This window comes from Hymenobacter siberiensis (assembly GCF_018967845.1).
Lineage (GTDB): Bacteria > Bacteroidota > Bacteroidia > Cytophagales > Hymenobacteraceae > Hymenobacter > Hymenobacter siberiensis.
Genome location: NZ_JAHLZZ010000001.1, coordinates 1,067,347 through 1,086,819, shown reverse-complemented (window position 1 = coordinate 1,086,819; position 19,473 = coordinate 1,067,347). Strand labels below are relative to the sequence as shown.

The window sequence follows — 19,473 nt, the reverse complement described above, 5'->3', positions numbered from 1 at the left end:
AAGCTACCGCATCTCGTTGTCGTCCAGGAAGTTCTTGCCGTCGGTGCGGGGCGAGTAGTGGCGGTGCAGCCAGCGGCTGAGGCCCCCGAGGCCCGGCAGCAGCACCCGCTCGGTGATGTTGGCCTGGTCGAGCTTATCGCGCACTTCCCACTTCAGGCGGGCCGGAATAATGATGCGAAAATACAGTTCCGGCCGGTCGGCCAGCCAGTCGTGCAGCACGCTTTTGCCCGTGCTCATCAGCGAAAACAGGGCGTACTGGTGTACGATGCGGGCATCGAGGCTGGGCGGCTCCAGAAACAGCACGTAGGGCTCGGCCTGCAGCTCTTCCAGCTCGCGCAGGCTGCTGCTCACGGGCAGCAGCAGCTCGGAGGTGAACACGTTGGAACCTTCCTGGCGCAGGGCATGGCGCAGGCGCTGGGGCAGGTGCTCGGCCGCCTTCACGTAGTTCAGGGCCCAGATGATGCCGTCTTCGTGATAGGCGTCGAGGTCGTCGGTGGCGAAGTGCAGGGCCACGTAGGGCGAGTACGTCCAGTCGAGCAGGCGCGTAGGCAGGCCATGGTGCTGGGCCAGGGCCAGCCAGTCCCAGGTGCTGGTGTTGGCAGCAGGCATATCGGTTTCGCGAGCATACTTGCGGAAATTACGCAGCAGGTGGTGCTCCAGGTTATGGTACTCGCCGCCAAGGCGCTGCAAGCTGGTTTCGAGCTGAAAATGACGCGAGCGGCCGCCCCGGTACACAAACGGCGACCGGAACCGCCCAATGCGCGCATCCCAGGTGTCCTGAAACAGCAGCCGTTGCAGGTCTTCCCAGGAAGTGGCTTCGTAATCGTTGGCAGATAAGGGCATGGGGCGAAGATACGCGGAGCGAATAGCAGGTTGCTTATAAATAGAGAACGGTCATGCTGAGCGCAGCCGAAGCATCTCTCCCGCAGCAGTAATTGATTTTACTATTGCAGTAGAGATGCTTCGGCTGCGCTCAGCATGACCGTTTTGGGTCAGCAACCGAGACTACTCGCCGGCCGGGAAATCGGCGGCGTCGCCCATATCGGCATATTGCTCCACTTCCTTGGCGATGGCAGCGAATTTCTCGCGGGCACCCTTCACAGCGGCTTTGCCCAGGGGCAGGTGCAGGGGCGGGTTCTCCATTTGCACTACCTCGTACATGGCTTTGGCGGCACGCACGGGGTCGCCGGGCTGGCGGCCGCTGTAGCCCTGAATACCACGCAGGTTTTCGCCCACGGTGGCCTGGTAGTCATCAATTTCGGTGGTGGCAATAGTCGCCGACTCGCCCGCCCACTTGGTGCGGAAGCCGCTGGGCTCGATGTTGGTTACTTTGATGCCGAGCGGGCCCACCTGCTGGCTCAGGCTCTCACCAATGGCCTCCAGGGCAAACTTCGAGGCGTTGTAGATGCCCACGCCGGGGAAGGTTTTGAGGCCACCGATGCTGGTGATATTGAGCACGTGGCCCGAGCGCTGCTTGCGCAGCTGCGGCAGCACGGCCCGCAGCACGTGCAGCGCGCCGAATACATTCACGTCAAACTGGCGGTGCACTTCTTCGGCGGGTACTTCTTCGATGCTGCCCATCGAGCCGTAGCCCGCGTTGTTGACAATAACATCGAGCTGGCCAAAATGGGCGATGGCATCGGCCACGGCGGTTTTCACCTGGGCTTCGTTGGTCACGTCGGCCACTACGCCGAAGGTGCGGCCGTCGATTTTTTTGGTGAATTCGTCCGCCTGCTCAGGCTTGCGGAAGGAGGCGGCCACGCGGTCGCCTTTTTCGAGAACATAGTCGGCCAGGGCTTCGCCGAAGCCGGACGAGGCCCCGGTAATAAACCAGGTTTTGGCAGTTGAATCAGACATAATAAAGCATTCTTAAGAAATGGTAGCTGCTAAGACGGCATCGGGCGACGAATTGTTTGCCGGCGGCAGCAAGGGACTCCCCAGCTGTACCTTCGCGGCCCTGTTTTTTCTATCGCCTCATCCATTCCCACCCACTCGCTATGAGAAAGCTTTTCTCCCTGCTACTGGCGCTTATCGGCTTCGCAGCCCAGGCCCAGATTACCTTTAAAATCACGGCCGTACCAGCCAACACGCCGGCCAATGCCACCCTCTACATCGCGGGCACATTCAATAGCTGGAACCCCGGTAGCACGGCCCACGCCCTCACCCACAACGCCGACGGCAGCTACCAAATCACGCTGCCCGCGGCCACCGGCACCATGGAATACAAGTTTACGCGCGGCGCCTGGGCATCCGTAGAAACCAACGCCGCGAACGGCTCGGTGCCCAACCGCAGCTACACCTTCGGCAGCGCCCCGGCCACCGTGTTGTGCCAGGCACTGAACTGGGAAGACCTGGCTGGCGGCGGCGGCCCCACCTCCACGGCGGCAGCCAACGTGAGCGTGATTTCGACCACCTTCGCCATGCCGCAGCTGGGCCGCACCCGCCGCGTATGGCTCTATCTGCCGCCCGGCTACGCCACCAGCGGCCGCCGCTACCCCGTATTATATCTGCAGGATGGCCAGAACGTATTCGACGCCGCCACCTCCTTTGCCGGCGAATGGGGCGTAGACGAAGCCCTAAACCAGCTGGCCACCAGCGGCCAGGACCCCACCGGCTGCATCGTGGTGGCCGTGGACAACGGCCCCAACCGCCTCGACGAATACTCGCCCTGGAACAACCCGGCCTACGGCGGCGGCCAGGGCGATTTATACGTTGATTTCCTGGTGCAAACCCTCAAACCCTACATCGATACCAACTACCGCACCCTGCCCGACCGCGCCAACACCGGCATCGGCGGCTCCAGCATGGGCGCGCTCATTGCCACCTACGCGGCTCTGCGCGAGCCCACCGTATTCGGCAAAGTGGCTTCGTTTTCGCCCGCCTACTGGTTTGCCTACCCACAGCTGGCCGCCTACGCCCACCAGCACCCGGCCAACCCCAATACCCGCTTCTACTTCGTGAGCGGTACCACCGAAAGCGCCACCATGGCCCCCAATATGCAGGCGATACGCGACTCGCTGCAGCGCGGCGGCGTGCCGGCCACCAACCTCAACTTCAATACCCGTGCCGACGGCCAGCATGCCGAATGGTTCTGGAAACGCGAGTTCCCAGCCGGCTACTCCTGGCTGTATGCCGCCGCTACGGCCACGGCCGCCCGCCCAGCCCAAACCCTCGCCGTGAGCCTCTACCCCAACCCGGCGGCCCGGGAACTGCGCGTGGCCCTGCCCGCGAATCTGGCCGGCGAGGCCCTGCTCGAAATCAGTGATGCGCGGGGCCGGGCCGTGCTGCGCACCCGCGTGCGCAACGGCCAGGCCGTGGACGTGAGCCGGCTGGCCGTGGGGCTGTATCTCTCGCGCCTCACGGCCGGCAGCGCAGTGGGCACCAGCAAATTCACCAAAGAATAATCACAAGGCGGCGGAAAGTTAGGCGTCCAACCCAACTTCCCGCCGTACCTTTGACTGGCAAAAGGCACCAACCCCCAACCCCTTTTGCCATGGCGGATTCCGCAACCCCAAAATTTGCCTTCGAGGCCCTCACCTACGACGACGTACTGCTGCTGCCAGCGTACTCCGAGGTTTTGCCCCGCGACTGCGACACCGGCACCCGCCTCACCCCCAACATCCGGCTGCATACCCCGCTCATTTCGGCGGCCATGGACACCGTGACCGAAGCCGACATGGCCATTGCCCTGGCGCAGGAAGGCGGCCTCGGCATCATCCATAAGAACATGTCCATCAAGGCCCAGGCCGACCAGGTGCGCCGCGTGAAGCGCAGCGAGTCGGCCCTGATTCAGGACCCCTTCACCCTGCCGCCCACCGCCACCCTGGCCGACGCCCGCCAGCTGATGCGCAAGCACAACATCGGCGGTATTCCGGTGGTGAACGGCAACCAGGTGCTCGAAGGCATCCTCACCAGCCGCGACCTGCGTTTCGAAAAGGACATGAGCCAGCCCGTGACCACCGTGATGGTGCCCCTGGCCCGCCTCGTGACGGCCCCCGCCGGCATCACCCAGGCTGCGGCCGAGCTGCTGCTCACCGACAGCAAAGTGGATAAGCTGCCGCTGGTGGATGCCGACGGCCGCCTCGCCGGCCTTATGACCTACAAGGATATCCGCAAGCGCCGCCGCGCCCCCAACTCCAGCAAGGACAGCCTCGGTCGCCTGCGCGTAGGGGCCGCCGTGGGCGTGACGCCCGACCTGCTCCAGCGCGTGGCTGCCCTGGTGGAAGCCGGCGTGGACATTGTGAGCCTCGACACCGCCCACGGCCACTCCAAGGGCGTGATGGATGCCGTGCGTGCCATCAAAGCCGCCCACCCGACCCTCGATGTGATGGCCGGCAACGTGGCCACCGCCGCCGGGGCCCGCGCCCTGGCCGACGCCGGGGCCGACTGCGTGAAAGTGGGCGTGGGGCCGGGCTCCATCTGCACCACGCGCATCATCGCCGGCATTGGGGTGCCGCAGCTTTCGGCCGTGCTCGAAGCGGCCCGGGGCCTCGAAGGCACCGGCGTTTCGCTGGTAGCCGATGGCGGCATCAAGTTTTCGGGCGATGTGGTGAAAGCCCTCGCTGGCGGCGCAGCCGCCGTGATGGTGGGCTCGCTGCTGGCCGGCACCGAGGAAGCCCCCGGCGACCTCATCATGTACGAAGGCCGCAAGTACAAGTCCTACCGTGGCATGGGCTCGGTGGAGGCCATGGAGGAAGGCAGCAAGGACCGGTACTTTCAGGATGCCGAAGACGACGTGAAGAAGCTGGTTCCCGAAGGCATCGTGGGACGCGTGCCCTTCAAGGGCAATGTTTCGGAGGTGATTTACCAGCTGGCGGGCGGGCTGCGCGCCGGCATGGGCTACGTGGGTGCGGCCAATATTGAGGCCCTGCAGGCGGCTCAGTTTGTGCGCATCACCGGGGCCGGCCTGCGCGAAAGCCACCCGCACGACGTGCAGATCACCAAGGAAGCCCCGAATTATTCGAGCCGGTAGGTCGGGCCACTACATCTCCAAAGCCCGAATAGCGCTTTGAAATACAAGGGGCAATGCTGGCTACGACCAGCATTGCCCCTTTTTTGTGCCCCGCCCCGGATAGAGCCGTTTCGGGTAGCCGATTGTATCTTGCAAGCCGGTTGAGCACCCGCTACGGCGCGGCGGGCTGGTGTGATTGTGTTATTCCTAGTTTCTGTCTGTGCGTCATCCGTTGCTATACATTGGTTTTCTATTGGCGCTGCTGAGCGGAGCGCTGGCCGTCGGTAATCTATTGACTGATGGCGGCGGCGGGACCACGCCGTGGGCCATCTGGCTATTGCTGCTGGCCGACCTCGGCACCCTGGCGGTGCTGTTAAAACTGTTTTTGCGGCCATCGGCCGCACCCGCCAGCGCCACTCCGGCCGCCCTCCGCGAGAGCGAAATGCTGAGCCTGCAGCGCCTGGCCCAGATTGTGCAGCGGGGCCAGACCTCCACCGAGGTGTACCATGTGCTGCTAAACTCGGCCGTGGCAACCGTGCGGGCCGATGCCGCCTGGATTGACCTCAACCCCAACCATACGGGCACCGACGACACCAACGCCACCCAGTACTACAACATCACGCCCGTGCAGGCCGAGGCCCTGCGTACGAGCCTGCGGGCGCACCCCCCCGTGGAGGGCGAGTACGTGACCAACGACCTGAACCATCACTCCAGCTTTACCAGTGCTTCGCAGGCATTTCGCTCGCTCATCCAACTGCCGTTGCGGGGCCTGCATTTCAGCTACGGTACCTTGTACCTGCTGAAAGTAGAGCCCGGCACTTTCAACCGCGAAGACCTCAGCATTCTCCAGACCTTCACCGGTCAGGCCGTGCTCAGCATCGAAAACCTGGAGCTGATGCAGACCTCGCTGGCCAATCAGCGCACCCAGGAGGAGCTTAAAATTGCCTCCCAGGTTCAGGACAGTCTCATCCCAAAAAACCTGCCTACTGATAACTGGTTCGAAATCAGCTCGCACTCGCTGGCGGCGAAGGAAGTGGGCGGCGATTTCTACGACTTTCTGCACCTGCCGGGCCGGCGGCTGGCCGTTATCATCGGCGATGTGAGTGGAAAGGGCGTGACCGCCGCCTTCCACATGGCCCAGATGAAAGGAATTTTCCACTCGCTGATGCAGGAAAATCCCCTGGCCAAGAATGAGCGCGACAAGTTCCCGGTGCCCAGCAAGTTCATGGCGCAGGCCAATACGGCCCTCGTGCACTGCCTGGAGAAGTCATCGTTCATCACTTCTTCGCTCTATATTATTGATTACGAGCAGGGCGGATTCGTATTTGCCCGCGCCGGACACTGCCACACGCTCTACTACCACGCCCTGCGCGAAGAGGTTTTTTACTTCGATTCCACGGGCCTGGGCCTCGGCATCATTCGGAACGAGAGCTACGAGAAGCACATCAAAAACCAGTTTTACGACTACAGCCCCGGCGATGTGATGGTGATTTACACCGACGGCATTGTGGAGGCGCGCGGCGGCTCCGGCACCGACGAGTACGGCGAGGACCGCCTCAAACTGCGCCTGGAGGAAAGTTATTTTCAGGAGGCTGAGGACATTAAAAACTTCATTCTCGCCGACCTCAATGGCTTTACCCATGGCCATCCCATCCACGACGACCAGACGCTGCTCGTGATTAAATTCAAGTCGGCCCAACCCCTGCCACTGAGCTAACGTATCGCCCTCATTATGAAAGTTACCGCTCAACCCTCCGCCGATACCCTTACCCTCCTGCTCGATGGCGAGCTGGACGCTAGCTCCGCCATTGTCCTTGACACTGAGCTGGCTAAGCCCGATATTCTCAATTATCGCAAAGTCCTGATTGACTGCGCCAAGCTCAGCTATATTTCCTCGGCTGGCCTGGGCGTTTTCATTTCGCACCTCCAGCGCTTTCAGGATGCCAACGTAAAGCTGATTTTCTTCAACATGCAGGAAAAAGTATTCAACGTGTTCGAAATTCTGGGCCTTGATGCGCTCATGACCATCGTACCCAGCGTTACCGAAGCCGAAGCCGCATAAAGAGTTATGAGTTGTGAGTTGGGCAAATTGGTTTCCACCTGGCCTAAACACATAACGGACAACTTATAACTTCTACCTTTTAACTCATAACTCCACATGAAGTCTGCCCTCCGCATTGCCTGTTCGCGTGCCCACCTGCAACAGGTGCGCGACTTTGTGCGGACTTATCTCAACAGCCGGCAGCTTTCCGAAGTGACGGTGAACCAGGTGGTACTGGCCGTGGATGAGGTAGTGGCCAATTTCATCATTCACGCCAATGGCGAGGACGAAACCCAGTTTCTGGACCTCACCCTGGCCTTCGACCAGCACGACCTGAACGTGGAGATTGCCGACAACGGCGACACCATTTTCCTGCCCGGCCCCACGCCCAACCCCGATTTCCACGCGTACATCCAGCAGGGCCGCAAGGGCGGCATGGGCATGGCACTGGTGAACCGGCTGATGGACCGGGTGGAGTTTTTCACGCGCGGCAACCATACCGTGTGCCACCTCAGCAAGCACCTGACCTGAGCTTCGCGCCCAGGCCTTATTTTTGAGACCGTTGTGCCCCGCACGACGGTCTTTTTTTTATCCGGCGCATCCTACCGGCAACTTGCGTCATTCCCCCCGGAAATTACTTAATTTCGCACCGGTAATTTTATGCCCGCGCCGCTACTTACTACTGGCTTAGCGTTTTTGTCTTCTAACTTTTCCTATGCATAAACGCATTCTGTACGCCGGCGCGGCCGTTGCTACGCTGCTGGCTGGCTGCCAAACCTCCAAACCGGCCGCTTCGACCACTACTGGCGCTGGCGCTACCGGCCCGGCCGTTGAAACGCTGGGCACGTACCCGGTACCGGCCAACGAGTTTGCCTACGTCTATCGGAAAAACAACAGCTCGGCCCCCGACTACGGCACCCGCCAGAGTGTGAACGACTACCTGGACCTGTACACCAATTTCCGCCTGAAGGTGCTGGAAGCCGAGCAGAAGGGTCTCGATACCACGCAGGCTTTCAAGCGCGAGCTGGATGGCTACCGCCAGCAGCTGGCCCAGCCCTACCTCACGGAGAAGAGCGTGACCGACCAGCTAGTGCGCGAGGCCTACGACCGCATGAGCCAAGAGGTGAGCGCCTCGCACATTCTCATCCGCGTAGCGCCCGATGCCACGCCCCAGGACACCCTGATTGCCTACCAGAAGGTTGAGAAGCTCCGCCAGGAGGCCCTGGCCGGTGCCGATTTCGGCCAGCTGGCCCGGGCCAACAGCGAAGACCCTTCGGCCCGGGAAAACAGCGGCAAGCTGGGCTACTTCACGGCCATGCAGATGGTGTACCCGTTTGAGTCGGCGGCCTACAAAACGCCCGTGGGGAAGGTGTCGCAGCCCATCCGCACACGCTTCGGCTACCATATCATCAAGGTAAATGACAAGCGCGCGGCCCAGGGCGAAATCAAGGTAGCGCACCTGATGGTGCGCATGAACGCCAACGCCGCCAAGGCCGACTCGCTTACCGCCAAAAAGAAAATTGACGAGCTCTACAGCCGCCTGAAAAAGGGTGAGAACTGGGACAAGCTCGTGGCCCAGTTCTCGGAAGATGCCGGCTCGGCCGCCAACGGTGGCGAGCTGCCGCCCTTCGGCACCGGCCGCATGATTCCGTCGTTCGAGGACGCGGCTTTCAAGCTGCAAAAGCCCGGCGACCTGGCCCCGCCCGTGCAAACGCCCTACGGCTGGCACATCATCAAGCTGATTGAGCGCCAGCCCCTGGCCAAGTTCGCCGACATGGAGCCCAGCCTGAAGAGCAAAGTGGCCAAGGATTCCCGCTCGGAGCTCAACAAAGCCGCCTTCCTGAAGCGCGTGCGCCAGGAAGACCAGTTCATGGAAGTAGCAGCCGCCAAAGCGTATGTGTTCGCCAAAGCCGATACTGCTTTGGTGGCCGGCCGATTCAAGTACACGGCCCCTGATGCGGTGGTTAAGGCCCCAAAAGGCACTGCCAATGGTAATTCGACGCTGTTCAGCATCAAGGGCAAGCCTTATCTGGTGAAGGACTTCCTGGCTTACGCGCAGCAAAACCAGCGGGTCCGCACGGGCGCGCAGCCGGCTTTCGCCATGCAGCAGCTCTACGACCAGTACGTGGAGCAAAACCTGACCGAATTCGAGAAGAACAGCCTTGACACCAAGTATGAGGACTACCGCATGCTGGTGAAGGAGTACCGCGATGGCATCCTGCTCTTCCAGCTGATGGACGAGAAAGTGTGGAGCAAGGCCATTGAGGACACCGTGGGCCTGAAGAAATACTTCGCCGACAACCAGGCCAAGTACCAGTGGGACCAGCGCGTGCAAGGCTCAGTAGTGAGCGCGGCCTCGCCCGCCCTGCTGGCCCGCGTGCAGCAAGGCATGAAAGCCGGCCGCTTCCCGCTCACCCGGAGCGTGCCCCAGCGCGTGGCCTTCACCAACGGCACCTCAATGCCGAAAACGGGCACCATGGCGCTGGATGAAATTGGCAAGCGCATGGCCCAGGACACCAGCATGCTGGTAACCATCACCGGCCGCGTGAAGAAGGGCGAAAAGGCCAGCCTGGCCGCCGCCCGCGCCGATTCGCTGGTGCGCCAGCTGCGCCGCCGTGGGGTGGCCGCCAGCCGCATCCGCAAAATAGTGCAGGCCAAGCCGGGCACCGATAATTCGGCGCAGGTGGCGCTGTTCAGCAGCAGCCCCGCCGCCATCGAGTCGGAGCTGAATGAGAAGAACCCACTGTCGGTGCAAATCAGCCAGAAGGTGTTTCAGAAAGGTGACAACAAGGTGATGGACGACCTGATGACCAAAGGCCCCGGCACCTACAACGTGCAGAAAGACGGCCGCTACTACGCCGTCACCATCGACCGTACGCTGCCCGCCGGCCCCAAAACCCTAGCCGACGCCCGTGGCCAGGCCACGTCGGATTACCAGACCTACCTGGAAAAGGAATGGATTACCCAGATGCGCGCCGCCCGTCCCGTGAAAGTGAACGAGGCCGAGGTGAGCAAGCTGGTCACGAAATAGTGAGTTGGTGAAATGGTGAGGTGGTGATTTTGATGTTCCGTTTGCGCCAAATGCGCTACCAACAACATCAAAATCACCACCTCACCATTTCACCAACTCGCCTTTAGAGCCCCACTGCAACCTTCCGGGGACCGTTCGGCTCCTTGTTTTTGTCTGCCAACGGATTTATGGTGAAATTTGTGGGGCCGTTTGGGTGTTAGCCCCGCACGGACCAAGCCTTGGAACCTGTCCATTGGCTTTTCAATACGACTTTATGCTTGTTAATGTGAATCGCGCCGTGGCGTCGGCCCTGCTTACGCTATTGCTATTATTGGGCTTCGCGCCCGCTTCCCAGGCCCAATTGGGCATCAGCCGACCCAAGGGCCAGCAGCTGCTCGACGGCATCATCGTGAAGGTGGACAACCAGATTGTGCTGCGCTCCGAAGTGGAGCTCATCTACGCGCAGGAGGTGACCCGGGCCAACGGCAAGCCGCTGCCGCCCGATTTGAAATGCAAAATCCTGCAAAGCCTGGTGCTCAACAAGCTGATGCTGGCCCGTGCCGACGTCGACTCCGTGACGGTGGAAGACAAGCAGGTGAACGGGGAAGTAGACCGCCGCATGGCCTACTTCGCGCAGCAGATTGGCTCCGAGAAACGCCTCGAAGAGCAGTACGGCAAGTCCATCAAGGCGCTGAAGGATGACCTACGGCCCCAGATTAAGGACCAGCTCACGCAGCAGAAAATGCAGGAAACCATCACCGGCAAGGTGGCGGTGACGCCACGCGAAGTGGCGCAGTATTTCACCCGCATTCCGAAAGACAGCCTGCCCTACTTCAGCACCGAGGTGGAAGTGGGCCAGATTGTGATTCCGGCGCAGGTAAACGACAAGGCCAAGCAGGCCGCCATTGCCAAGCTCAACGATATTCGGGCGCAGGTGTTGGCAGGAGGCGATTTTGCCACTTTTGCCAAAGCCAATTCGGAAGACCCCGGCTCGGCCAAGGAAGGCGGCTACCTGGGTTTTTTCAAGCGCGGCGAGCTGGTACCGGAGTACGAAGCAGCGTCGATGAAGCTGGAGCCGGGCCAGATGTCGCCGGTGGTGCAGTCGCAGTTCGGCTTTCACCTCATTCAGTTTATTGAGCGCAAGGGCAATACGTATTCGACGCGCCATATCCTGCTGAAGCCCGAAACGGGCTCGGCCGACGTGAGTGCCTCGGCCCGCCTGCTGACCAAATTGCGCCGCCAAATTTTGTCCGACAGCATCACCTTCGCCAAAGCGGCCAAGGATAACTCGACCGACAAGCCCAGCAGCACCAACGGCGGCCTGCTGGCCAACCGCGCCGACGGCGGCTCACGCCTGCCTCTCGACAAGCTTGACCCGGCCATCTTCTTCACCATCGACACCATGAAGGTGGGCCACATCACTCCCCCCATGGCCTACCGCACCGACGATGGCAAGGACGCCATGCGCATCCTGTGGCTGAAATCGAACACCCCGCCCCACCAGGCCAACCTGCAGGACGACTACCAGAAAATTGCCGCCGCCGCCCTCAACGAGAAAAAGACCAAGGCGCTGGACGAGTGGTTTGCCAAGAACCGCGGCACGGTGTACCTCGAAGTGGAGCCGGAGTACGCCCAGTGCAAGGTGCTGGACGTGGCGGAGAAATAAGCCCGTGTTAAAAAAGCACGTCATGCCGAACGCAGCCGAGGCATCTCGCATGCTAGCACTAATCCTTTTTCAACCGAAGGTCGGCATAGCCAACGATTGATTTACTACCCCACGCGAGATGCCTCGGCTGCGCTCGGCATGACGTGCTTTCCCCTCCCCAACCATCCGAATGGCTCAATTCCAAAACGATAAAGAAGCCGCCGATGCCCTGGCCGCCTCCTTCCAGAAGCTACGCCAGGAAATCGGCAAGGTTATCGTGGGGCAAGACGAGGTAGTGCGGCTGGTACTCACGGCGGTATTTTCGCAGGGCCACAGCCTGCTGGTGGGCGTACCCGGCCTGGCCAAAACCCTGCTGATTCAGACCATTGCCGATTCGCTGGACTTGTCGTTCAACCGCATCCAGTTCACCCCCGATTTGATGCCCAGCGACATCGTGGGTTCGGAAACGATGAACCAACAGCGGGATTTTCACTTCGTGAAAGGACCCATCTTCGCCAACATCATCCTGGCCGACGAAATCAACCGGACACCGCCTAAAACCCAGGCCGCCCTGCTCGAAAGTATGCAGGAATACGCCGTGACGGTGGCCGGGCAGCGCTACCCCTTGCAACGCCCGTTCTTCGTGCTGGCCACGCAGAACCCCATCGAGCAGGAAGGCACCTATCCCCTGCCCGAGGCGCAGCTCGACCGCTTCATGTTCAACATCGAGCTGGGCTACCCGACCTACGCCGAGGAGCTGAACATCGTGAAGCAAACGACGTCCAACATCAAACAGACGGTCAACAAAGTCCTCCACGCGGCCGACATTCAGGCCTTTCAGGAGCTGGTGCGCCGCGTGCCGGTGGCCGACAACGTGGTGGAATACGCCGTGGGCCTCGTGCACAAAACCCGCCCCAACACCGAGCGCGCCGCCCCGCGCACCAACCAGCTGCTGGAATGGGGTGCCGGCCCCCGCGCCTCGCAGCACCTCATTGTGGGTGCCAAGTGCAACGCCCTGCTCAACGGCAAATATTCGCCCGACATTGAGGACGTACGCGCCGTGGCCGTGCCGATATTACGCCACCGCCTCGTGCGCAACTTCAAAGCCGAAGCCGAAGGCATCGGCGTGGAGCAGATTGTAAAAGAACTTCTTTGAGTTAAGAGTTAAGAGTTAGAAGTTAAGAGTTGGTGCTGATGCCCACTCCCTTTTCAACTCTTAACTCTTAACTTCTAACTCTTAACTCAACAAAGTTGGAAGCCCAAGCCTACTATCAGCAATTTGAGCGCAACGTGCGCATCATCCTCGACGCCCTGGCCGCCGGCCTCGACCTGCGCACCACGGCCCTCGAAACCAGCCTGCCCATTGAAGTGTACGTGCTGTGCGAGGTGCTGAACCAGGGAGCCGGCGAAGACTTCACCCTCACCGCCAGCGGCGTGGCCCGGCTGGCCGAGTTCCAGCAGCAGTTCATGAAGCATGAGGGCCAGACGCTGGCCGCCATACAGCGCGTACTAACCGACAAGCGTGCCACCATGCGCACCCCCGAAGGCCGCGTACTGGCGAAGGAAATGCTTATCCGCCGCCTCGAATTTTTTAACGAAGCCGCCCGGCAGGTGAACGTGATGCGGACCCAGCAGTCGCTGGGCAGCCCCAGCCAGTACGTGGGCGAGAACAAATAGCCCGTTTATTTCTTGTGAAAGGGCCGCTTCTGAGCACGGAGGCGGCCCTTTTTTCGTAGTACGCTGCTATGCTGCCCCGCGCCCCGCTCTATACCGAACGCCTCTGCCTGCGCCCCTACGAGCCAGCCGACGCCGACGCTTTCTTCGCGCTGCTGCACGCCGACCGTGCCCGCTTCCAGCCCTCCTTCCCCGACCGCCTTCAGGCTGTGCGCGTGCCCGCCGATGCCGTGACCTCCCTGCTCACCTTCGCCGAGGACTGGCGTACCGGCCGCTTCTACGTGTTCGGCATCTGGCACCGCGCTACAGCCGAATACGTGGGCGACATCTGCCTTATGCCCCAACAGAAGGGCCAGGCCGAGATTGGCTACTACCTGGCTGCTGCCGCCGAGGGCTACGGCTACGCCCGCGAGGCGCTGGGGGCCATCATCGACTTTGGGTTCACTGCGATGGGCAGCCAGCGTCTGCTGGTGCGCTGCTATGCCAACAACGTGCGCGGACAGGCCGTAGCCCGCGCCGTGGGCTTTCAGCTGGAGCCGCCGCTCAAACGGCCGCTCTGGTTCCTCAATTCTGATGCGCTGAACCAGATTCAACGATTCTGGCTGACACGGGATGCGGCATAAGCTTTAGCTTGTGCGTACTAACGTTAACACGCACAAGCTAAAGCTTATGCCACTGCCTTACTGCCCCACCCGTACGCGCTTGCCTACGTTGCCCAGCAGCCACTCCTGCCGGAAATTGAGGTACACGCCAAATGAGAAATCCAGCAGCTGGGCATTGAAATCATACAGCGGCTCGACGCGCACGGTGAGCGCCGCCGCATCGGAAATGCGAAAGTCGCGCAGCAGCCGCACCAGCAGAATCTTACGCTGGCGGTCCAGATACTCCGGGTTCGACACTGTGCGCGAGGCGCTCTGGTACAAGTCGCCCCCCAGCGGCGCCATGAAGCGCGAGCCCTGCCAGTAGCTCAGCATCACGTCGGCGTAGCGGGTCTCGAGGGTGGTGTTCAGGTACAGGCCCCGGCCGTATTTGAAGGGATTCTGGCCCTGCGTGGGCGAGTTGTCCTGAAAACCGAGCACGTAGCCGTTGAAGCGCAGACCGCGAATGAGTGAACTGCCTATTTGGCGCTGAACGGTGATGCCGACAGCTTCATTAAGCAAGGTTTGCAGCGGTTTGTCGAGTGTGTCAATCTGCCCACCGTGGTGGATGGCCGTGAACTGGAACGGCACTGAAACTTGCCAGTTGCTTCCGTCGCTACTGAGCTGGTAGCTACTGCTGAGCCCGCCCGCAATTTCCTCCTGATAATTGCTGTAGCGGTACTGTTGCCGCTGCCAGTCCACCCAGAAATCCATAAACAGCCGGTTGCCCAGGTAGCGGTATTGTAGGCCTTCCTCCAGCGGATTCTGCATCACTCGCTCGAAGTTGAACAGCGGCTCGATGTAGTTGTGGTTGAGATTGGCCCGGATATTCCCCAGAATGAACTGGTGGTGCCCCGTGGTCCAGGTGGCGCGGTACGTCGGGCGCACTTGCTTCAACTGCGGGTTGCCGAAGTCTTTCCAGAGCAACACACCCGCTTCGAGGCGCAGGTCTTTACTTGGATAATAGACGAGTTGGGGGTTTAGCTGGGTACCGAAGAGCGTATAACCGTCGACAATCTTGTTGAAGTATTCATTGTCTTTGAAGAAGGTGAAGGAGTTGAGTGAGAGCCGTAAGTCGCCACCAACAGGAACGCCACCAACTCCCGTTTTCACAGAATCAATAGCCGCCATTCTAGCCCAATCGCGGCCGGGTGCAGGCGAAGTAAACGCCCGATTATCCAGTTGCGCCTGCGCTGTTTCTACTCTAATTAGCACAGCCACAAGACCAACTAATATTTTTAGATAATTCCTCATATATTTCGCCTCTCAACGGCACCAAACTACTAACCCTTATGTTAGAAAAAGCCGCCGCAAAACAGCCCATTCAGTGCCTTTACCGAGGAATAGATTTATTCGATTGCGACCCGGCCAAAACCGTTAACTTTACCAAACCTAACCCGTTTTTCTTAAATACCCCCACATGGCACTAGCTACCAAAGCGGCTCCCAAGGCCGATAAAGTTGAAAAGGCTGAAAAAGGCGAAGTGAACACCGCCGCCGAAAAAATGAAAGCCCTCCAGCTCACCCTGGATAAGCTGGACAAGGCCTACGGTAAAGGCACCGTAATGAAGCTCAGCGACAATAAAGTGGCCGACATTCCGAGCATCAGCACCGGCTCGCTCTCGCTCGATATTGCTCTCGGCATTGGCGGCGTGCCCCGGGGCCGGGTCATTGAAATTTACGGCCCGGAATCGTCGGGTAAGACCACGCTCACGATGCACATGATTGCCGAGGCGCAGAAGAAAGGCGGCATGGCCGCGTTCATCGACGCCGAGCACGCCTTCGACAAATCCTACGCCGAGAAGCTCGGCATCGACACCACCAACCTACTTATCGCCCAGCCCGATAACGGCGAGCAAGCCCTCGAAATCGCCGACCAGCTAATTTCCAGCGGTGCCATCGACATCATCGTGATTGACTCCGTGGCCGCCCTCGTGCCCAAAGCTGAGTTGGAAGGCGACATGGGCGACTCAAAAGTGGGCCTGCACGCCCGCCTCATGAGCCAGGCCCTGCGCAAGCTCACCGGCACCATCAACAAAACCGGCTGCTGCTGCATTTTCATCAACCAGCTCCGCGAAAAAATCGGCGTGATGTTCGGCACCCCCGAAACCACGACCGGTGGTAACGCCCTGAAATTCTACGCTTCGGTACGCCTCGACATCCGCCGCATCGGCCAGATTAAGGAGGACAAGGACAACGTGACCGGCAACCGCACCAAGGTGAAAGTGGTGAAGAACAAAGTAGCGCCGCCCTTCAAGGTGGTCGAGTTCGACATCATCTACGGCCAGGGCATTTCCAAAGTCGGCGAGATTGTGGACCTGGGCGTTGATATGGGCATCATCGGTAAGTCGGGCTCGTGGTTCAACTACGGCGAAACCAAGATTGGCCAGGGCCGCGAAGCCGTGAAAACCCTGCTGCTCGACAACCCCGAGCTGGCGGCCGAAATCGAGAAGAAAATCCGCAACATGGCCAAGGGCGACGATGCCGTGATTCCCGTGGACATGAGCATTCTGGAGGATGGCGAGGACACGCTGTAATTACAGCTGCGCCTTCCGTAAATAATCCAAAGCCCGCTGCCACCGCAGCGGGCTTTTTTTTACGTTCGTACCTTTACCTTAGCTTTGGGGCTGGCATCAGGTTTGTGTAGGGTCAGGCTGCTCCTTCTTTTTATTATAGTTATTGCTATGACGCGCCGCTGGTTACTCTTTACTCCTGCTGTCCTGCTGCTATTGGTTGCCGCGCAACCGGCTTTGGGCCCTGGCGATGCCGTGCGCAACGTTCCACAGTCCAGCTTCGGGCGGGGCGAAACCATTAAATACACCGTTCACTACGGCCTGATTAACGGCGGCGAGGCCACCGTAGAAACCGGCGGCAGCCTGGAGCGCGTGAACGACCGGCCCTGCTACAAGGCCACCGTGAGCGGCAAAACCACCGGCTCGTTCGATTTTTTCCTGCGCATCCGCGACCAGTGGCGCGCCTACATCGACACGGCCAGCATTCTGCCCCTGCGCGCCCAGCGCGACATTGCAGAGAAGAACTACCGCAAGAAGGAAACCGTTGAGTTCGACCACCTGCACGACATTGCCGAAGTGCAGGACCACGACAAAGAGAATCCCAAGCACACCACCGTGAAGGTGGCCAACAACACCCTGGAGCTGGTGAGCGGCTTCTATTACCTGCGCACCATCAACTTCGACCGCATGAAAGTGGGCGACGTGGTGCGGATGCCCGGCTACTTCGACGGCGACAACTTTATCCTCGACGTGGTGTACAAGGGCCGGGAAGTGGTGGAAACCAAGGCCGGCGATGTGCGCGCCTTCAAGCTGGTGCCCAGAATGCCGAACAATAAGCTGTTCCGGGGCGAAAACGCCATTTCGGTCTACCTCTCCGACGACCGTAATAAGATTCCGGTGCTGTTTCAGGCCGAGATGTTTGTAGGCACCGTGAAGGTGGACATGGTGCGCTACCAGGGCCTGAAGTGGAAGCTGAACCTGGCCAACTAGACCACAGAATCCGTTCAATTCGTTGAAATCCACTTAATCGGTGGTCACATAATCGTAACATGATGACGGCCGCCGGGAGCGGTACTTTTGCGGAAACATTGCCCCGCTTCACCTAAGCCCCAAACGCCGTGACTGCTGCCAAAACGCCCGTGTATAAGATTCTCGTGGTTGATGACGACCCGGATATTGTCGAGCTGCTGGAGTTCAACCTGAAGAAGGAAGGCTACCAAACCGCTTCCGCCTCCGATGGCCGCAAAGCCATGGAAGTAGCCGCCGAGTTTCACCCTGACATCATCCTGCTCGACGTGATGATGCCCAACCTAGACGGCATTGCCACCTGCCGCCTACTGCGCGAAAACCCCAAGTTTAAGGATACCTACATCCTCTTCCTCACCGCCCGGGCTGAGGAGTTCTCCGAAGTGGCCGCCTTTGAGGCCGGAGCCGACGATTTCATCGCCAAGCCCATCAAGCCCCGTGCCCTGCTGGGCCGCCTGGCCGCCGTGAAGCGCCGCGACCAAGACCCCCACGCGGCCGTCGATGCCATCGACATCAACGGCCTACGCATCGACCGCACCGCCTTTGCCGTGTACCAGGAGGGTAAAAAAATAACCCTCCCCAAGAAGGAGTTTGAGTTGCTGGCCTTCCTGGCCGCCTCGCCCCACAAGGTGTTCAACCGCGAAGAGCTGCTTCAGAATATCTGGGGCAATGACGTATTTGTGCTGGCCCGCACCGTGGACGTACACGTGCGCAAAGTGCGCGAGAAGGTGGGCGACCACCACATTCAGACCATCAAGGGCGTGGGCTACAAGTTCAACGCGGACTGATTCTTTAAATATGAGAAATGTGCGGGATGGGGAAATGTGGAAATTGACCGTCCAGTAAACCGGCTTATTTTCACATTTTCCCATCCCGTACATTTCTCATATTAATAAATGAACCTCTCCTCTCGCACCATTGCCATTCTCATTGCGCTGCTGGTGGCGGGCGTGCTCACTACTTATGCTCGCATTGGCCCCACGCTGCCGTTTCGGGAAGCTTTTTTAGCGGCGGGCGTCACGGTGGCGGCATGCTTTCTACTGATATACCTGTCGTTCGAAGCCTTGATTTTCAAGGAAATCAACGGTATTTACGCGGGCCTGGAGCACATCAAACGCAAGGAATTTAAGCGGCTGAGCAACAAGTTCCTGTTCCGTCCCGAACCGGTGAAGCGCGTGCGCGACGAAATCCTGCAGATGGCCGAGCGCCGCCAGCAGGAACTCGACGAGTTGGTGCGCCTGCAGGCCTTGCGCCGCGAGTTTCTGGCCGATGTATCGCACGAACTCAAAACGCCGCTGTTTGCCGCCCAAGGCTTCGTGCACACCATTCTCGATGATGAGGACGACGAGATTGACCTCGCCACCCGCCGCAAGTTTTTGCGCAAAGCCGCCGCCAGCCTCGACACCCTCGATGCCCTGGTGCAGGACCTGGTCACCATCGCGCAACTCGAAAAAGGCGTGGTGCGCATGCGCCGCCAGCGCTTCGATTTGATTGTGCTGGTGCGCGAGATATTTGAGCTGCTGGAGCAACAGGCTGCCCGGCGCGGCACGCACCTGGAGCTATTCCCGCCCAGCCTGCCCGAAACCGGCCTGCTGGTAGTGGCCGACCGCAACCGCATCCGCCAGGTCCTCATCAACCTGATTGACAACGCCATCAAGTACGGCCGCGATAAGGGCCGCGTGGTGGTATCGCTGGTCGAAAGCGGCCGCGCGGTGCGCATTGCCGTGCGCGACGATGGCGCGGGCATCGCCCCCGAGCACCAGGGCCGCATCTTCGAGCGGTTCTACCGCATCGATAAAAGCCGCTCCCGCGAGTCGGGCGGCTCCGGCCTGGGCCTCGCCATCAGCAAGCACATTGTGGAGGCCCACAAGTCCGCCATCAAGGTAAAAAGCACCGTGGGCGAGGGCACCACCTTGGAATTCAAGCTGAATAAGCCGAAAATGGGGACTTAGGGAAGCGCGGCCTGATAAGGTCAT

17 protein-coding genes are annotated in these 19,473 nt (G+C 60.2%); 14 read left to right on the top strand and 3 right to left on the bottom strand.

All coding sequences use genetic code 11. The annotated features are described in order from the left end of the window. Window positions 1-3: 3 nt before the first annotated feature. Window positions 4-843, bottom strand: a complete 840-nt coding sequence (locus tag KQ661_RS04665) for an FRG domain-containing protein (RefSeq protein WP_168672469.1) — start codon at window positions 841-843, stop codon at window positions 4-6. Window positions 844-1,005: 162 nt separating this feature from the next. Beyond that, the gene (locus KQ661_RS04660) at window positions 1,006-1,857 is read right to left on the bottom strand and encodes an oxidoreductase (RefSeq protein WP_216679575.1); all 852 of its coding nucleotides are present in this window, start codon (window positions 1,855-1,857) and stop codon (window positions 1,006-1,008) included. Window positions 1,858-1,997: 140 nt separating this feature from the next. Here KQ661_RS04660 and KQ661_RS04655 point away from each other — a divergent pair, with 140 nt between their 5' ends. The 10 genes from KQ661_RS04655 to KQ661_RS04610 all read left to right on the top strand — a co-directional run bounded on the left by KQ661_RS04655 (window position 1,998) and on the right by KQ661_RS04610 (window position 13,944). Next, on the top strand, window positions 1,998-3,404 hold the full coding sequence (locus tag KQ661_RS04655; protein WP_216679574.1) for an alpha/beta hydrolase-fold protein: 1,407 nt from the start codon (window positions 1,998-2,000) through the stop codon (window positions 3,402-3,404). An 89-nt stretch (window positions 3,405-3,493) separates the two neighbouring features. Further along, entirely contained in the window at window positions 3,494-4,972 is a 1,479-nt protein-coding gene (gene guaB / locus KQ661_RS04650; protein ID WP_216679573.1) for an IMP dehydrogenase, read from the top strand. A 199-nt stretch (window positions 4,973-5,171) separates the two neighbouring features. Beyond that, a complete protein-coding gene (locus KQ661_RS22725) occupies window positions 5,172-6,668 on the top strand; it encodes a PP2C family protein-serine/threonine phosphatase (protein WP_216679572.1) in 1,497 nt (498 codons plus the stop codon). 15 nt (window positions 6,669-6,683) lie between these two features. Beyond that, window positions 6,684-7,013 (top strand): STAS domain-containing protein, encoded by a 330-nt coding sequence (locus KQ661_RS04640; protein WP_168672474.1) that lies wholly within the window; start codon window positions 6,684-6,686, stop codon window positions 7,011-7,013. A 96-nt stretch (window positions 7,014-7,109) separates the two neighbouring features. Beyond that, window positions 7,110-7,523, top strand: coding sequence for an ATP-binding protein (locus KQ661_RS04635; RefSeq protein WP_216679571.1), 414 nt, complete (start codon window positions 7,110-7,112; stop codon window positions 7,521-7,523). A gap of 184 nt (window positions 7,524-7,707) precedes the next feature. Next, complete coding sequence (locus KQ661_RS04630) at window positions 7,708-10,023, top strand: peptidylprolyl isomerase (protein ID WP_216685788.1); 2,316 nt, start codon at window positions 7,708-7,710, stop codon at window positions 10,021-10,023. Window positions 10,024-10,276: 253 nt separating this feature from the next. Then, window positions 10,277-11,668 (top strand): peptidylprolyl isomerase, encoded by a 1,392-nt coding sequence (locus KQ661_RS04625; protein ID WP_216679569.1) that lies wholly within the window; start codon window positions 10,277-10,279, stop codon window positions 11,666-11,668. A 169-nt stretch (window positions 11,669-11,837) separates the two neighbouring features. Continuing rightward, window positions 11,838-12,803: an AAA family ATPase gene (locus KQ661_RS04620; protein WP_216679568.1), complete on the top strand. Its 966-nt coding sequence runs from the start codon at window positions 11,838-11,840 to the stop codon at window positions 12,801-12,803. Window positions 12,804-12,898: 95 nt separating this feature from the next. Continuing rightward, entirely contained in the window at window positions 12,899-13,324 is a 426-nt protein-coding gene (locus tag KQ661_RS04615; RefSeq protein WP_216685787.1) for a hypothetical protein, read from the top strand. A 68-nt stretch (window positions 13,325-13,392) separates the two neighbouring features. Continuing rightward, entirely contained in the window at window positions 13,393-13,944 is a 552-nt protein-coding gene (locus KQ661_RS04610; protein WP_216685786.1) for a GNAT family N-acetyltransferase, read from the top strand. A gap of 57 nt (window positions 13,945-14,001) precedes the next feature. On the opposite strand, the gene KQ661_RS04605 is transcribed toward KQ661_RS04610, so the two are convergent. Beyond that, window positions 14,002-15,072 (bottom strand): hypothetical protein, encoded by a 1,071-nt coding sequence (locus KQ661_RS04605; protein WP_216679565.1) that lies wholly within the window; start codon window positions 15,070-15,072, stop codon window positions 14,002-14,004. A gap of 391 nt (window positions 15,073-15,463) precedes the next feature. Here KQ661_RS04605 and recA point away from each other — a divergent pair, with 391 nt between their 5' ends. From recA to KQ661_RS04585, 4 genes are all read left to right on the top strand, one after another. Then, window positions 15,464-16,495 (top strand): recombinase RecA, encoded by a 1,032-nt coding sequence (gene recA, locus KQ661_RS04600; protein WP_235727079.1) that lies wholly within the window; start codon window positions 15,464-15,466, stop codon window positions 16,493-16,495. A gap of 147 nt (window positions 16,496-16,642) precedes the next feature. Then, window positions 16,643-17,461, top strand: coding sequence for a DUF3108 domain-containing protein (locus KQ661_RS04595; protein ID WP_216679564.1), 819 nt, complete (start codon window positions 16,643-16,645; stop codon window positions 17,459-17,461). 128 nt (window positions 17,462-17,589) lie between these two features. Beyond that, complete coding sequence (locus KQ661_RS04590; protein ID WP_216679563.1) at window positions 17,590-18,285, top strand: response regulator transcription factor; 696 nt, start codon at window positions 17,590-17,592, stop codon at window positions 18,283-18,285. Between the two features lie 108 nt (window positions 18,286-18,393). Further along, window positions 18,394-19,449 carry a sensor histidine kinase gene (locus tag KQ661_RS04585; protein WP_216679562.1) on the top strand — a complete coding sequence of 352 codons (1,056 nt, stop codon included), beginning with the start codon at window positions 18,394-18,396 and terminating at the stop codon, window positions 19,447-19,449. Window positions 19,450-19,473: the final 24 nt, after the last annotated feature.

Excerpts from the sequence above, each read along its gene's own strand:
- KQ661_RS04665 (WP_168672469.1), bottom strand. The coding sequence starts at position 843 with ATGCCCTTATCTGCCAACGATTACGAAGCCACTTCCTGGGAAGACCTG.
- KQ661_RS04660 (WP_216679575.1), bottom strand. The coding sequence starts at position 1,857 with ATGTCTGATTCAACTGCCAAAACCTGGTTTATTACCGGGGCCTCGTCC.
- KQ661_RS04655 (WP_216679574.1), top strand. The coding sequence starts at position 1,998 with ATGAGAAAGCTTTTCTCCCTGCTACTGGCGCTTATCGGCTTCGCAGCC.
- guaB (WP_216679573.1), top strand. The coding sequence starts at position 3,494 with ATGGCGGATTCCGCAACCCCAAAATTTGCCTTCGAGGCCCTCACCTAC.
- KQ661_RS04640 (WP_168672474.1), top strand. The coding sequence starts at position 6,684 with ATGAAAGTTACCGCTCAACCCTCCGCCGATACCCTTACCCTCCTGCTC.
- KQ661_RS04635 (WP_216679571.1), top strand. The coding sequence starts at position 7,110 with ATGAAGTCTGCCCTCCGCATTGCCTGTTCGCGTGCCCACCTGCAACAG.
- KQ661_RS04630 (WP_216685788.1), top strand. The coding sequence starts at position 7,708 with ATGCATAAACGCATTCTGTACGCCGGCGCGGCCGTTGCTACGCTGCTG.
- KQ661_RS04625 (WP_216679569.1), top strand. The coding sequence starts at position 10,277 with ATGCTTGTTAATGTGAATCGCGCCGTGGCGTCGGCCCTGCTTACGCTA.
- KQ661_RS04620 (WP_216679568.1), top strand. The coding sequence starts at position 11,838 with ATGGCTCAATTCCAAAACGATAAAGAAGCCGCCGATGCCCTGGCCGCC.
- KQ661_RS04610 (WP_216685786.1), top strand. The coding sequence starts at position 13,393 with ATGCTGCCCCGCGCCCCGCTCTATACCGAACGCCTCTGCCTGCGCCCC.
- recA (WP_235727079.1), top strand. The coding sequence starts at position 15,464 with ATGAAAGCCCTCCAGCTCACCCTGGATAAGCTGGACAAGGCCTACGGT.
- KQ661_RS04595 (WP_216679564.1), top strand. The coding sequence starts at position 16,643 with ATGACGCGCCGCTGGTTACTCTTTACTCCTGCTGTCCTGCTGCTATTG.
- KQ661_RS04585 (WP_216679562.1), top strand. The coding sequence starts at position 18,394 with ATGAACCTCTCCTCTCGCACCATTGCCATTCTCATTGCGCTGCTGGTG.